Origin of the sequence: Agrobacterium tumefaciens, assembly GCA_025560025.1 — a bacterium.
Taxonomy (GTDB): domain Bacteria; phylum Pseudomonadota; class Alphaproteobacteria; order Rhizobiales; family Rhizobiaceae; genus Agrobacterium.
Window position 1 is genome coordinate 122,345 of sequence record CP048488.1, and the last position, 14,085, is coordinate 136,429.

Annotated in this window: 12 protein-coding genes and 2 pseudogenes; all 14 read left to right on the top strand. The window is 55.4% G+C overall.

Annotated elements, in window-relative coordinates; translation table 11 throughout:
- The first annotated feature begins 66 nt into the window (after positions 1–66).
- The 14 genes and pseudogenes from FY152_26080 to FY152_26145 all read left to right on the top strand — a co-directional run bounded on the left by FY152_26080 (position 67) and on the right by FY152_26145 (position 13,527).
- On the top strand, positions 67–975 hold the full coding sequence (locus FY152_26080) for an ABC transporter ATP-binding protein (protein UXS35726.1): 909 nt from the start codon (positions 67–69) through the stop codon (positions 973–975).
- Positions 972–1,970: an ATP-binding cassette domain-containing protein gene (locus FY152_26085; GenBank protein UXS35622.1), complete on the top strand. Its 999-nt coding sequence runs from the start codon at positions 972–974 to the stop codon at positions 1,968–1,970. The genes FY152_26080 and FY152_26085 overlap by 4 nt, the downstream gene beginning before the upstream one ends.
- Complete coding sequence (locus FY152_26090; GenBank protein UXS35623.1) at positions 1,967–2,890, top strand: ABC transporter permease; 924 nt, start codon at positions 1,967–1,969, stop codon at positions 2,888–2,890. Before FY152_26085 ends, FY152_26090 begins: the two co-directional genes overlap by 4 nt.
- Entirely contained in the window at positions 2,887–3,753 is an 867-nt protein-coding gene (locus FY152_26095) for an ABC transporter permease (protein ID UXS35624.1), read from the top strand. Before FY152_26090 ends, FY152_26095 begins: the two co-directional genes overlap by 4 nt.
- A 16-nt stretch (positions 3,754–3,769) precedes the next feature.
- Positions 3,770–4,570, top strand: a complete 801-nt coding sequence (locus tag FY152_26100) for a phosphodiesterase (protein UXS35625.1) — start codon at positions 3,770–3,772, stop codon at positions 4,568–4,570.
- Complete coding sequence (locus tag FY152_26105; GenBank protein ID UXS35626.1) at positions 4,563–5,381, top strand: inositol monophosphatase; 819 nt, start codon at positions 4,563–4,565, stop codon at positions 5,379–5,381. The genes FY152_26100 and FY152_26105 overlap by 8 nt, the downstream gene beginning before the upstream one ends.
- Positions 5,381–5,839 carry an NUDIX hydrolase gene (locus FY152_26110; protein ID UXS35627.1) on the top strand — a complete coding sequence of 153 codons (459 nt, stop codon included), beginning with the start codon at positions 5,381–5,383 and terminating at the stop codon, positions 5,837–5,839. Before FY152_26105 ends, FY152_26110 begins: the two co-directional genes overlap by 1 nt.
- A gap of 20 nt (positions 5,840–5,859) precedes the next feature.
- Positions 5,860–6,843 carry an aldose 1-epimerase family protein gene (locus FY152_26115; GenBank protein ID UXS35628.1) on the top strand — a complete coding sequence of 328 codons (984 nt, stop codon included), beginning with the start codon at positions 5,860–5,862 and terminating at the stop codon, positions 6,841–6,843.
- Positions 6,844–6,877: 34 nt separating this feature from the next.
- Positions 6,878–6,967 (top strand): annotated as a pseudogene (locus FY152_26120) (adenylate kinase).
- 668 nt (positions 6,968–7,635) lie between these two features.
- A complete protein-coding gene (locus FY152_26125; protein UXS35629.1) occupies positions 7,636–7,980 on the top strand; it encodes a hypothetical protein in 345 nt (114 codons plus the stop codon).
- A gap of 2 nt (positions 7,981–7,982) precedes the next feature.
- Positions 7,983–9,242, top strand: coding sequence for a cytochrome P450 (locus FY152_26130; protein ID UXS35630.1), 1,260 nt, complete (start codon positions 7,983–7,985; stop codon positions 9,240–9,242).
- A 76-nt stretch (positions 9,243–9,318) separates the two neighbouring features.
- Positions 9,319–10,494 carry a cytochrome P450 gene (locus FY152_26135; GenBank protein ID UXS35631.1) on the top strand — a complete coding sequence of 392 codons (1,176 nt, stop codon included), beginning with the start codon at positions 9,319–9,321 and terminating at the stop codon, positions 10,492–10,494.
- Positions 10,495–10,769: 275 nt separating this feature from the next.
- A pseudogene (locus tag FY152_26140) lies at positions 10,770–11,878 on the top strand (IS110 family transposase).
- Positions 11,879–12,588: 710 nt separating this feature from the next.
- On the top strand, positions 12,589–13,527 hold the full coding sequence (locus FY152_26145; GenBank protein ID UXS35632.1) for a hypothetical protein: 939 nt from the start codon (positions 12,589–12,591) through the stop codon (positions 13,525–13,527).
- Positions 13,528–14,085 lie beyond the last annotated feature (558 nt).

Sequence of the window (14,085 nt, forward strand, 5' to 3'; positions counted from 1 at the left end):
GGCGCGCCGCCGAGGAGGAGTTTTCAAGTGACAAGTCTTCTAGCAGTTCGCGATCTCACCGTTCAGGTGCCGGCGCGCGCGCTCAAGATCATCGATGGCATCAGTTTTTCGCTAGACGCGGGTCAAACGCTCGGCCTCGTCGGCGAATCCGGCTGCGGAAAAAGCATGACCTGCTATGCCATTGCCAAAGCGCTGCCGCGCGGCATTGCTCAAACGGGTGGAACGGTAACGTTGAGTTCTGGTCCGCAGGCCAACGGCCAGGGGAAAGCCCCATCGGTCGCCATGATCTTCCAGGATCCGACGAGCAGCCTGAACCCGGTGCATACAATTGGCTACTACCTGGAATCTGCCCTCTACCGGCATCAGGGCCTCAGGGGCAGCGACGCGCGGCTGGAGGCGATGCGGCTTCTTGAGCGCGTCGGTATCGACCGTGCCAAGAGTCGGTTGCGTTCCTATCCGCACCAGTTTTCCGGCGGCATGAACCAGCGCGTCATGATCGCTCATGCGCTTGCGGCCAAGCCCCAGTTGCTGATCGCCGACGAGCCAACCACCGCGCTCGATGTGACGACGCAGGCGCAGATCCTTTATTTGCTGGAAGAATTGAAGGCCGAAACCGGGATGGCACTCCTCATCGTGTCGCACGATCTCGGAGTGATCGCCCGTTTGGCCGACCGCGCAGCGGTGATGTATTGCGGCAAGATCGTCGAGACGGCGCCCGTGACGGAGCTGCTCCGGCGCCCGGCTCATCCCTACGCCCGGGCCCTGATCGACTGTATGCCGAGCATCGATCCCGCGGACCTCGAACCTCCGATCCCTATCCCCGGATCGGTACCCCTTCTCGATAGCCTTCCGGAGGGATGCCATTTCCATCCGCGCTGTCCGCGTGCGAGTGGCGAGTGTTCCGTACGCTTCCCCGTGCCCACAAATATCGGCCTCGTCCATGAGGCTTCCTGTTACCATCCGGTGGTCGCATGAATACGCCCTTGCTTCAAACCCATGATCTGATCAAGGCCTTTAGCCATAAGACCGGGTTCTTCGCCAAGCCGACGAGCCAGCTTGCGGTCAACTCCATCAGCTTCGACCTCGCGCAGCGGGAACGTATCGGCGTGGTCGGCGAGTCTGGAAGCGGCAAGTCGACCCTTGGTCGGCTCCTTCTCGGCTTGACCCCGCCTACAAGCGGCGATGTCTTGTTCGAGGGCGTGAACCATAAGGACCGCAGCTCTAAAGACTGGACGAAGTTCCGCATGCGCACCTCGCTGGTGCAGCAGAATCCGCTGTCTGCTCTGAACCCTCAGATGACGATTGGACAGCAAATCGCCGAGGGCCTTCTCGTTCATCACGTCGCAGGACGCGCGAGCGCGTATGAGCGCGCAGCCGCAATGCTCGAGCGTGTGGGCCTATCAGGCGCGATGATGACCCGGTACCCGCACCAGATGTCGGGTGGCCAGCGCCAGCGCGTCGTCATCGCCCGTGCTTTGATCCTCGACCCGAAACTGGTCGTTTTCGACGAAGCCGTCTCGGCGCTGGACGTATCCGTCCAGGCTCAGGTTGTGGCGCTCCTTCAGTCGCTTTGGCAAGATTCGGATCTTGCCTACGTGTTTATCACCCACGATCTTCGCATCGTTCGACACCTGGTCGACAGGATCGCCGTCATGTATCTCGGGCGAGTTGTTGAAACCGGCAATATCCGTTCGGTCTACGAACGGCCCCGCCATCCCTATACGAGGGCGCTCCTCGATTCAGTCCCGACGATGGATCCAAGTGTGCGCAACCTGCCGCCACCGCTACAGGGCGAAATCGATGCAAGCAAAGCTTCCGAAGGCTGCGTTTTCCGGACGCGCTGTCCGTTTGCCATCGACAGATGCGCGTCCGAAACGCCGAGGCTTCGCGAATTCGACTGCCAGCAGGTGGCGTGTCATCGCGCCGAAGACGTGTCACCAGAGGTTTGCCGGAAGGAGATCGCACAATGATAGGCTTCATTATCGCTCGTGCCCTTCGGGCTTCGGTCGTTCTCTTTCTCACCGTGACTTTTGTCTTCATCGTTCTTCGACTGAGCGGCGATCCGGCGCAGACGATGCTGGGCGAGCGTGCAACGCCGGAGGTGCTGGCAGTGTTTCGCGCCGACTGGGGCCTCGACAAGCCGATCCTCCAGCAGTTCCTGATCTATGTGGCCAATGCGTTCCAAGGAAATTTCGGCGTCTCGTCCGCCGACGGTCGCGAGGTCTTTTCGATCATTGCCGAGCGCATACCGAAGACACTGGTGCTGACGGTATCCGCTTTTATTCTGAGTGTGCTCGTCGGCATACCGGTGGGGATCGTCGCAGCCGTTCGACGCGATAGTCCTGTCGACAAGGCCGTTATAACGGGAGCTGTGCTTGGGTACAGCGTTCCCAACTTTCTCCTTGGTCTCACTCTCATTTTCGTGTTTGCCGTCTGGCTACGTGTCTTGCCGAGCTCTGGCAGTTCTACCTGGCAGCACGCGATTTTGCCCGTCGCAACCTTCGGCCTGTTCAACGCGGCCACAATCGCGCGCTTTTCCCGCTCGACGCTCATCGAGGTGCTTGAGCAGCCGTACATCGCCGCCGCCCGTGCCGATGGGATCCCAAAGTGGGAGGTCATTCTTCGACACGCGCTGCCTAACGCGGCCATCCCGATGGTGACCATGCTGGGCTTTGTCGCAGGCGGTCTGCTGGCTGGTTCGGTGCTCATCGAAACCGTCTTTGCCTGGCCTGGCCTGGGAAGCGGTTTCGTTCATGCAACGACCCACGGCGATCTCAACGTTGTGCAGGCAATGATCCTTCTCTTCACCGCCTTCATGGTCACGATCAACCTGGCCGTCGATATTCTCTACGCAGTCCTCAATCCGAAGATCAGGCTTCAGAAAAAATGACCCACGCTAAGACACTTGCTTTGCCGAAGGGGCAATTCTGGAATTTTGCCACCCGCACTCCGATCAGCATCTGGCTGTGCATAATTTGGATAGCCGCGATCGTAATTGTCGGCGCGACGGCACAATGGATCGCACCCTTCGACTATCTGCAACAGGCACCACTTGCACGCTTCGCGTTACCAGGTACCCTTCCAGGACATCTGCTTGGGACGGACTATCTAGGACGAGACGTGCTCAGCAATCTGTTCGTTGCGATCCAGATGACGCTGATGATCGCACTTGCCGGTTCGGTGATTTGTTTGGTTATCGGCACAAGCCTGGGTTTCCTGGCTGCGCATTTTGGTGGCTGGGTCGATAACCTCATTATGGGCTTTGCCGATGCCATGCAGTCCGTGCCCTTCATCATCGTGGCACTTGGCGTCCTTGCGTTTTTCGGCTCGAACCCGCTGTTGTTTGTCTTTCTCGCGGGGATCTACAACTGGTGGCGCTATGCGCGCCTGACACGCGGCCTTGTCCTGAGTGCCAACGAGGACGGATATGCCGAGGCGGCGCGGATCGTCGGCGTTCCATCATGGCGCATCTACTTGCGTCACATACTTCCAAACATTGCAGGTCCGCTCGTCGTTCAGCTCACCGTGAACTATCCGGAGCTCATTCTGCTCGAGAGCGGACTGAGCTTCCTCGGGCTCGGCATCCAACCGCCGTCAACTAGCCTCGGGCTTATGGTTGCGGACGGGCGAAATTACCTCGCAATCGCCTGGTGGCTCGCAGCCTTCCCGGGGGTAGTCCTTGTGTTCACAACCCTCTCCATAAGCCTGCTTGGCGACTATTTGCGCGATCGTCTCGACGCGCGGCTCCGATAAACAGAAGGAAAAGAAAATGAATCCGCTCAGAATGACTCCACAGACGATCCGTCTGGGAGGACACCGAGGTCATAGTGCCGGCGCCCCGGAGAACACTCTCGCGGCGTTCAGGAAGGCGTTCGAATTTGGTGGCCGCGACGTCACTTGTGAAACCGATCTAGGAATTACCCGCGACGGCGAACTTGTCCTGATTCACGACAAGACGGTTGACCGCACCACCAACGGCCACGGTCTGGTGCAGAACATGACGTATTCCGAACTGTCCAAGCTCGATGCCGGAAGTTGGTTCAGTTCGGAGTTTGTCGGAGAGCGTGTGCCGCTACTTAAGGACGCGCTTCAGCTCGCCCGTGAGCTTGGCATTATCTATCAGCTTGAACTGAAGATCTACGACGCGAACGACGTCTTCTTCCCAAAGTTGAGGACGCTCATCGATGAATTGGGCTGTGCGGATCTCCTCCAGTTCTCTTCCTTCGACTACGTTCAGCTGAAGGCCGTCAAGGAAGCAATTCCCGAGGTACCGACCGTTGGCCTGATGCATTCGCGCCTCATCGATCCAGCCGCCCTTGCCCGTCAGGCCAATCTCGATGCCATGAACATCGAGATCTACCATTTCGCCAGCGGTGAAGCCCGCCAACTCCACAACGAGGGATTTGCCGCTTTTTGCTACCTACCGACGGGGTACCATGAAAAACTCGCGCAGTACGGCGTGGACGTGGAAACGCAGCTCGTTCAGTGGGTTCGTGAAGGTCAGTTGGATCAGTTGCTCGGAGACGACGTCGCACAGGTCGCCAGGCTCAAGGACCGTGCAAATGGCTGATCGGGACACATCGACATCTCACGCAGGAGAAACAGCTTCGATTGTGGAAGAGATCGCGCGCAAGGCAGGCGACCTTGCCCTCGCTCATTTCCGCTCCCTATCGAGCCTGTCGGTCGAGACCAAGGGACATCTCGATCTTGTGACGAAGGCGGACAAGGAGGTCGAAACATTTCTTATCGCGCAGTTGCGGGAGGCGTTTCCCGCAGACGGCATATTTGGAGAAGAAGGGGGCGAAATCAAAGGGCGTTCAGGTCGTATCTGGGTGATCGATCCGATTGATGGGACATTCAATTTCGTCCGCGGCGGTCAGAACTGGGCAATTTCCATCGGTCTCTATGAAAACAAGCGTCCTACATTCGGGGTTATCTTCGCTCCAGTCCGAAACCTGATGTTTGTTGGAGGGAAAACGGTGGAGACGAAGCTCAACGGCATGGCGGTCAAGCCACTTCCGCCGCTCGATATGTCGCGTGCATCGACCGGGTTCAGCTACCATCCTTCGGCTTCGACAGCGGACAGGCTCGAAGTCATCCGTTATATCTCGGATGATCTCAATATCAGCTTCCGTTTCTGCGGCGCTGCGACACTCTCGATGGTCGAGGTGGCCATGGGCGAGACAGATGGCTACGTTTCATTGGGAGACTCGACGTGGGACGTTATGGCAGCGTTGCCTATTTTGAGCAATCTGGGTGTTGCGGATACGATCGACTGGGACAGGACCGACTTGTCGGCCAAACTCCGGTTTGCTTGTGGCAGCCACGACTTCCTGGAGAAGGTGAAGCCGTTGCTCGATAAAGTGGCGCTGGCCGCATAATGCGGCGCGCCTCTGACAATAACGGTCACAGATCGCCACTGGTCGACGCGGACCAATGCGGCGCGATTTGCGTACGCTCGACAAGCCTTGTTAACAGCGAGATGGAAGCGCTTCTGATCACCAGCCGCGAAACTGGCCGCTGGGTAATCCCCAAGGGCTGGTCGGAGGGCAGGAAAAAGCTTCATCGAGTCGCACGGGAGGAAGCTTGGGAAGAAGCCGGCGTGCGGGGAAGAGTCTGCAAAAACCCGTATGGTCACTACCGATATGACAAGAAGGTATCACATGACGAATTCATCCCTTGTCTGGTTCAGGTTCACCTGCTGACCGTATCGACCCTGAAGGATGATTTCCCCGAGAAAGGACAACGCCAGATCAGGTGGTTTTCTCCGGAGGAAGCTTCTGGATTGGTTATCGAGCCGGAGCTCAAACAACTGCTTTTAAAGCTGCGACAGCAGTGACCCACACAATTGAGGACGACATGGACATCGAACTTCTCAAGAAAACACCCGACCTAAGAGCCATAGCAGATATCCGGCTGGCGACCCTCGAGGACGGTCCGGCGCGTGGCCAACGGCTGTTGATCGCTCGAAATGCAACAGGAATTGCGTTCGAAGTGGCGTTGGATCGCGGCTTCGATATTTCCAGCCTTTCGTTTAGGGGGACCAATATTGGTTGGAACTCGCCGACTCAGATGCGTTTTCCAATGGTTGATCCAGGCTCCGAAGGCGGCTGGGCTTTCATGCGCAACTTCGATGGCTTCCTTGTGACATGCGGGCTCGACCACATCAGCCGTCCTCTGGAAGTTGATATTGCCCACTATAATCATCCGCACCTGAAGACGAAAAGCATGCCTCAGCATGGCCGAATCTCGACCGAAAAAGCAAGATTGGTCGGATATGACGTCGACCCAGAATCCGGTGAGATCTTCTGTGAGGGGATCGTCAGGCAGGCAAGTGTCTTCGGCGAAAACCTGGAGCTGAGACGGAGGATCACTTTACCAGTCTTTGGTCAGGCGCTGCGGATTGACGACACAGTGACAAACCGGGGGTTTCGCCCGTCTGGACATGCAATAATCTATCACCTGAACTACGGCTATCCGTTTCTGGATCAGAACCTCGAGATCACGGGTCTTCCTGAGCTCCTTGCGGCAAAATTGGTCGTGGATCCACCTCGGCCAAGTGACGATTACGGCGAATACGTCGACTCGGTCGATAGCCTAGAGATTCCGGAAGCGGATCCGATCGTTGTCAGCAACCGTGAACTCGACATATCCGTCGGCCTGACGTTCACTCGCGACCAACTGAACAAGCTTGCTATCTGGAGAGCTTATCAGTCTGGAGTGTTTGCGCTCGGCGTCGAACCCCGCACCGACCTGGCACAGGACAGACCTTTGCTTCTGCCTGGCGAAAGCTGCAAGAACTCGTTGCAAGTTGAACTGACCGATTGCTGTTGTTCCAACTAAAGGAGCTGGTAGGGCCTCAAACGGGGGACAGGAAATGAAACGCGTCATGATCGTCGGTTGCCCAGGTGCTGGAAAATCCACGCTTGCGAAGCAACTCGCCAAGATCACCGATCTTCCTCTCGTACAGTAGCTCGACGCGCCGAGCACGCCGAGGAACAGTTCCGCCTCGCGGATCTCACCGGTCTTGCGATCGACAATCGGCACCTTCTTGCCGGAATAATCAACGAAGACTTTGTCGCCGGCGATGTGTTCCTGGCGCATCGTCGGTGACAGGCGCTTCTCAAAGCCGCGGAACAGCTCGCAAAAACGGCTATATCCATACCCATCCGGATGGGCGCTGCGGTATTCCTCCCAAAGAATCAGCAGCGTCACGCCTGGCTTCTTCAGCTCGATTGAAAGCGGTCCCCAGTCGGGCTCTTGGCGCAGTCGCTGGCTCCGCTTGACGCCGGGGTGAACGAAGAGCTTGGCCTCGAGAACATCGTCTGTCAGGCCGCTGGCGAGGGCCCAACTCAGCCCTGCCATCGCAGCCCGCTTCAAGTTGTCCTGCACGGTGCTGCGAGCAATGCCAAGCATTACAGCGATCTCGCGGCTACTCGTTCCGCTACCCGCAAGCCGCAGCATTTGTCGTATGTGTCGCATGGTCAGCTTTCTTTTTGCAGGCATTAAATTCCCCTCGTGGATATCGAGGGGACACATGCCAATGTTGCTGACCCAGGGGAACTTGAGTGCCGGAAACTGACCGGTTATTGATAGGAATGGTGGCCGGCTTCAGATCGGAACGGTGGCCGGTCAATGATTGGAATGGCGGCCGGGTTCAGAGTGGAATTCGCACATCTAACTTTTGTGCTTAAAATGGACAATGCCTTTGCGGCAAACTTAGGCGCAATCCCTACAGCTTTCCACCAATTCCGCGACGGACAAAGTTGGTCGACGGTAGCCTGCGGCCTGTGCGACGAGCGCCTCAAGCACCAAAGCCGGAAATATAATTTCGACCATATTACAGATGAAACGAGATTCAAATTTGTCGACATATCTTTTGTTGCTACGTTAAACCGAAGGCTTATTATTGAAGCTAAGGCTTTGAATTCCCATACGGTTTACGTCGATTCTGGTATCGACTTCGATGAAAGTATGTAAAAATGATCACGAGCAGCATTTCTGGGACCGACCAGCAGTTTCAAAACGCCACGCAGCCAAAAGAGCTCGATCCTGATGCTGTTCCTGTAAGCAGGCTTGATTCTGAAGGCCATGAAATTTTTGCTGAATGGCGACCTAAGCGCCCGTTCCTTCGGAGGGAGGACGGCGTCTTTTTGGTTCTCCGCGCGGATGATATCTTTCTGCTGGGCACCGATCCTCGTACGAGGCAAATAGAAACAGAACTCATGTTAAATCGAGGCGTAACCCGCGGCGCCGTTTTCGACTTAATCCGCTACAGCATGCTCTTTTCAAACGGCGAGGTCCATGTGAAACGGCGCTCAGCCTTTGCGAAGACCTTTGCATTCCGGATGATCGACGCGCTACGCCCGGAGATCACGAAGTTAACGGAGCATTTGTGGGACGATGTACCGAGAGTTGACGATTTTGACTTTGCTGAAATGTACGCGTCGAAATTGCCTGCGCTAACGATTGCCAGTGTACTTGGTTTGCCATTTGGGGATGCACCTTTCTTCACACGACTTGTTTACAACGTTTCGCGCTGCTTAAGTCCTTCGTGGGGAGAAGACGATTTTCCGGAGATTGAGGCTTCTGCCGTCGAGCTCCAGGATTATGTCCGGGCAGTGGTAGCGGATCGCAGCCGACGTATAAGCGATGACTTCCTCTCTTGCTACTTGAAAGCGGTGCGGGAAGAAGGAACGCTTTCACCCATCGAGGAGATCATGCAATTGGTGTTTCTCATACTCGCCGGAAGCGATGCAACTCGTAACGCGATGGTGATGCTGCCGACTCTTTTGCTGCAAAATCCTGTTGTCTGGTCCTCTCTATGCCACGATCAATCCGGCGTCGCGGCCGCAGTGGAGGAAGGGCTTCGCTTCGAGCCATCAGTTGGGTCTTTCCCGCGGTTGGCGCTCGAAGATATTGATCTGGATGGGTACGTATTGCCAAAGGGAAGTTTCCTAGCCCTAAGCATCATGTCCGGCCTGCGGGACGAGAGACACTACGAGCATCCTCAGCTTTTTGACATAAAACGCAAACAAATGCGCAGGCACCTCGGATTTGGCGCGGGTGTGCATCGGTGCCTCGGCGAAGCTCTGGCGCGGATTGAATTGCAAGAAGGACTTAGAACACTTCTGCGCCGCGCGCCGAGCCTTAGGGTGACAGGCGACTGGCCACGGATGATAGGTCACGGGGGTGCACGGCGCGCCACGGGGATGACAGTCAATCTGGGCGTCGATCGGTGAGGTCACCGTTCCGTTCGGTTGACGGAGATGAGGTTGAGTATCACAGCCAGGATTAAATGAACCGGGAGAACTCCCAATGCAATTGGCACCAGTGGATCGCGTAACCACAATCGACGACCTTACACTTGATCCCTATCCGATTTATCGCCGAATGCGCGCGCAGACCCCGGTGGTGCGGGTCGCCTCAGTGATGCGAACGTTTCTGACCAAGGCCTCCGATACGAAGATGGTGAAGGATCAGCCCAGGCGCTTCAGTTCGGATGACCCCAACACGCCAATGAAGCCGGCCTTCCAGGCCCATACTCTAATGCGCAAGGACGGCGCGGAACACGCCCGCGAAAGAATGGCCATGGCTAAGGCCTTTGCTCCCAAAACGACCGCGGAGCATTGGGCGGCGATCTATCGGGACATTGTAAACGAGTATCTTGATCGCCTTTCCCGCGGCAGCACAGTAGATCTGTTCGCGGAGATCTGCGGCCCAGTGGCTGCCCGTATCCTGGCTCATATCCTTGGAATTAGCGAAGCATCCGACGCAGAAATGATACGTTGGTCGCAGCGGCTAATTGAAGGGGCGGGCAACTTCGGATGGCGGCCTGAGCCTTTCGAGCGGGCAAACGAAGCCAATGCGGAGATGAACCGGCTCTTCGACAACTTGGTCGAAAAGCACCGGGCGGAACCGAACCCCTCGGCTTTCGCGATCATGGTGACCGCGTCTGATCCCATACCCATGAGCCAGATTTACGCCAACATCAAAATCGCCGTCGGCGGAGGCATCAACGAGCCTCGCGACGCTCTTGGCACGATCATCTATGGATTGCTGACCAATCCGGAGCAGTTCGAGGAGGTTAAGAGGCAGCAGTGCTGGGGGCAAGTCTTCGAGGAGGGCGTGCGCTGGGTTGCTCCGATCCAGGCGAGTTCGCGCCTCGTCCTGGAGGACACGGAAATTCGCGGTTTTCTTGTCCCGAAGGGCGATACCGTGATGACCATCCAAGCCTCTGCCAATCGTGATGAAGATGTCTTTGACGACGGAGAGCGCTTCAATGTCTTCCGCCAGAATAATGCGCACCAGTCCTTCGGCTCGGGGCCGCATCACTGTGCCGGTGCGCAAATCTCGCGTCAAACCGTCGGGGCGATCATGTTGCCTACGCTGTTTGAACGTTTTCCGAACATGACGCTGACTAACCCGGACGCGGTGCAATGGCGCGGCTTCGGCTTCCGCGGACCGATTAGTCTACCGGTTACGCTTATATAATCGTAACCACTGTCGCTTGGCATTAAGCCGTAGAAAGGGATCAGAACAAGATTAGTGCGAAATCGTACGTTTGGCCGGGAAAGTGATGATCGAGATGGATATCCGTTCCCAAAACTGAGTCTTAAATAGCATTTCACCCTAAAACTTCTTATTCAGCACAGGCCGCAAACTACGGGAAATATGCACGAATTCGGTTAGACCAGATGAGCGATTTTTGGCGGTAAAGCCGCTAGGTTTTCCTTGCTGAGCCAATATTGGTTTCGAAGGGAAAAGCCATGGAGAAAATAGTTTATGTAGGCCTCGACGTTCATGCTGACACGATAGCTGTCGCCATTGCTGACGACGGTCGGAATCGAGAGATCCGATTTCACGGTGTGATTGAAAATACTGCAGATAGTGTTCTAGGTCTCACCAAGCGGCTTGTTGCCGCAAACACCCAACCCATCTTCTGCTATGAAGCAGGCCCATGCGGATACGGTCTGCATCGCTTGCTCACGAAGCTTGGATTTGATTGTGCTGTCGTCTCTCCGGCCATGATCCCTCGTCGTGCAGGCGACCGGATCAAAACCGATCGACGCGATGCGGAAATGCTGGCGCGGCTGTGGCGAGCAGGCGAATTGACCCCGGTCTGGACACCGGATGAAGAACAGGAAGCTATGCGGGATCTGATCCGAACCCGCAAACAGTCCCTGGATGCGCTGAAGATTGCAAAACAGCAGCTCCAGAGCTTTCTGCTGCGGCATGGCCTTCGCTACAATCGACCTACTTACTGGACCAAAATCCATTGGCGCTGGGTCAATGAGCTGCGCAAATTCCGCTTTCCACATCAGCAACTGGCTTTTGAGGAACTGAAGCGAACCATCCGCCAGATCGAAGAGCGCATCGCCACGTTGGATCAGGCCATTAAAGATGCTGTAAAGGATTGGCGTTTTGGTGCACTGGTCGATGCCCTGCGATCATTGCACGGCGTCAACACGATCATCGCTGCGACACTGGCCGCAGAGATCGGCGACATCAACCGCTTCGACAATCCACGCCAGCTCATGGCCTGGTTGGGGCTGGTGCCAAGTGAGCATTCCAGCGGCAGCACAGTCAGACGGGGGCGCATTACAAAGACAGGTAATGCCCTGGCCCGAACCATGATGGTTGAAGCTAGTTGTCGTATCGACACCCACCTCGAGAAAGACATCCTTTTTTGAAGCGCAGTCAGCATCAGCCTCAAGAGATTAAAGATATTGGCTGGAAAGCGCAGACGCGATTGTGCAAGCGGTACCGGGACCTTTCAAAAACCGGGAAACCACAACCTCGTGTTCTGACCGCTATTGCGCGCGAACTTGCTGGCTTTATCTGGGATATTGCCCGGCACGTGCCGATCCCAGCATAGCCCGAGACGTACCGCACCTTTCTGCCTGTGCAGCATGCTGGAGATGACGGCCAAAGAACAGGGAACCCTCGACTTACGTTGGGATAGATATCCGTCCTTAGAGAGAGGCAAGCCCGCATCGAATATGGTCAGGCGGTGAAAATCCGCGGATGAGAGTATGATAACCATCGGTTCGGATCGCCATCTCCAGCACCGTGCACAGGCTGCATCAATTGACTGACCTCGCGAAAACGGGGTAGTTTAAATGCGCCCGGAAAACCTAAATCGCTCATGAGAGCGTACGATTTCGCACTAATCTTGTTCTGCCCCCAGGAATGCGACCGTTTCGACGTGGTTCGGTATCTTATTCGAGAATCGAAATGTAAAGATTCTCTTTATAATCAGTCAGCCTGCAGCATGTGCGTTAGGAGAAAAATCATGCTATAGTCTGATTAATATTACTCTATAAGATCGACCATAAGCTATTTTCTTATATCATTCCGCCTGTGGCAATCGGAATCGCTTGGCGCTTAAACGTGAGGGTGACCATCTACGGCGCTAAGACACTACTCAAGCTTTGGTTTCGGAAAATGACTACTTCAACATCGTGCATTTTCACCAGGTCAATTGAATCACAGGTTGTTAATTGCAAAAGTAATACAATAAAAATTGAGGCTCTCTCTTTATCACAGTAGGTTCCGACCGATTGAGAGAAAGAAGGAGCATGCACGATGGAGCCCAGCCAACGAAGCTTAAGTGATGAATCCGAAGCGTCCCGTACGGAAGTCCATTCTACATCGACAAATAGGGATATGCCTCCCGAGCTTTTGGCTAAGGTGGCAACTTATATTCCTACCCAGGACCCGATAGAAACGGCACGAAATCTTGGAAGCCTGGAACGTACAGGGCGTGCAGGTCGTGAAGCCGTTACAAGTGATCCCGTCGGAAAATATCACGCGCGAATGAAACGAATTGGCGCCTCCGCCAAAACCGTGTTCGATACGGTCATTCCCGGAAATCAATTACCTGAGTGGGAGACGAACCGACCCTCTCCGACGGCCAGAACGCGAGCCGTTGGCCCAATTCTTAAGTTCCAGTCTGAAGCGGGAAAATCGAGATTTGTCACCAATATACTCAATTTGCCTGAATCTGCTCAGTGCGACGCAATTCTTAGTGTCATAAAACACTTGAATGATCTTGGTGAAGCAAACAAGACGCGACTTATCGAACGCTCTATCGAAATTTTGCGGCTAGAACCCCCTTTGACCTGGAATATGGGCCAGAAATGCCCTGCGGTCGACGTGCTGGTCCAAGGCGAAAAGTACCTAAATGCGGATCAACTGGCTCGCATACAACAAGAGAGGAGCAGCCGTCCGCGGCTGTCTCCCCTGTTTGGCCGAGCCATAGCCGATTTCGAGGTTCAAAAAACCATGGACGCAAATCCTAGACGATATAGGGACGCGGCGGGGCCTGAGGTCAGAGCTGTAGACACAGTAATTGAGACAATTGAGAGATATAGTGCGTCGTTAGCAAGAGGCGGTCCAAATGCAGTGGGACTCCTAACGACGAACGAAAGCTTTGAGAAAAATATCAATGAGGTCTACAACCGTACGCGAGCCGAGCTAGACGCTTCTTCACGTGACAGAAGTCGCTCTGGACTATCGCGATAATTTCCTGGATCCACCGCGCTGTTGTAAGTTGACACATCGCATCGTCTTGCCGCTGACGGGACTTTTGGGGACGTCTTTAGTTGAACCGCCCCATGACGCGAATGCTGTTTGATCCCGTATCACTTCCCTCGCAAATTCTGAAGGGACATCAGGTCTCGAATGTACGGCCCCATTTGTTTCAAATGAAGCTTTCGCCGGCGTTTCTGAAATCCTTCTGAAAACGTCCGACCCTACGTTCGTCTGAAGGGGCCGTGTCAACCGGACGTGATAGGGATGGTAGACGCAGCGGTTTTTCCGGTTTCACGCTGCGGCCTAAAACGCCTAGGTTGGAAAGCATTACCTATCCGGCCCCACCCCTCTGGTTGCGATCTGGTGCAACACGGTGATGCAACGTCGACTGCACTGAACTAAAAAATGCAAAGGGATATCAATTGAGCCGATCTTCCCTGAGTGCAGCCTTTGGAAAAGAGGACGGTTTCGGAGCCTTGTCCATGCGCGGAAATAAACAGGCGAATACGGGGCCTGAAAATTCTCAAAGTGGCGATAGTGCAACGGCGC

Excerpts from the sequence above, each read along its gene's own strand:
- FY152_26110 (UXS35627.1), top strand. The coding sequence starts at position 5,381 with ATGCGGCGCGCCTCTGACAATAACGGTCACAGATCGCCACTGGTCGAC.
- FY152_26085 (UXS35622.1), top strand. The coding sequence starts at position 972 with ATGAATACGCCCTTGCTTCAAACCCATGATCTGATCAAGGCCTTTAGC.
- FY152_26090 (UXS35623.1), top strand. The coding sequence starts at position 1,967 with ATGATAGGCTTCATTATCGCTCGTGCCCTTCGGGCTTCGGTCGTTCTC.
- FY152_26100 (UXS35625.1), top strand. The coding sequence starts at position 3,770 with ATGAATCCGCTCAGAATGACTCCACAGACGATCCGTCTGGGAGGACAC.
- FY152_26135 (UXS35631.1), top strand. The coding sequence starts at position 9,319 with ATGCAATTGGCACCAGTGGATCGCGTAACCACAATCGACGACCTTACA.
- FY152_26130 (UXS35630.1), top strand. The coding sequence starts at position 7,983 with ATGATCACGAGCAGCATTTCTGGGACCGACCAGCAGTTTCAAAACGCC.
- FY152_26105 (UXS35626.1), top strand. The coding sequence starts at position 4,563 with ATGGCTGATCGGGACACATCGACATCTCACGCAGGAGAAACAGCTTCG.
- FY152_26095 (UXS35624.1), top strand. The coding sequence starts at position 2,887 with ATGACCCACGCTAAGACACTTGCTTTGCCGAAGGGGCAATTCTGGAAT.
- FY152_26125 (UXS35629.1), top strand. The coding sequence starts at position 7,636 with ATGATTGGAATGGCGGCCGGGTTCAGAGTGGAATTCGCACATCTAACT.
- FY152_26115 (UXS35628.1), top strand. The coding sequence starts at position 5,860 with ATGGACATCGAACTTCTCAAGAAAACACCCGACCTAAGAGCCATAGCA.
- FY152_26145 (UXS35632.1), top strand. The coding sequence starts at position 12,589 with ATGGAGCCCAGCCAACGAAGCTTAAGTGATGAATCCGAAGCGTCCCGT.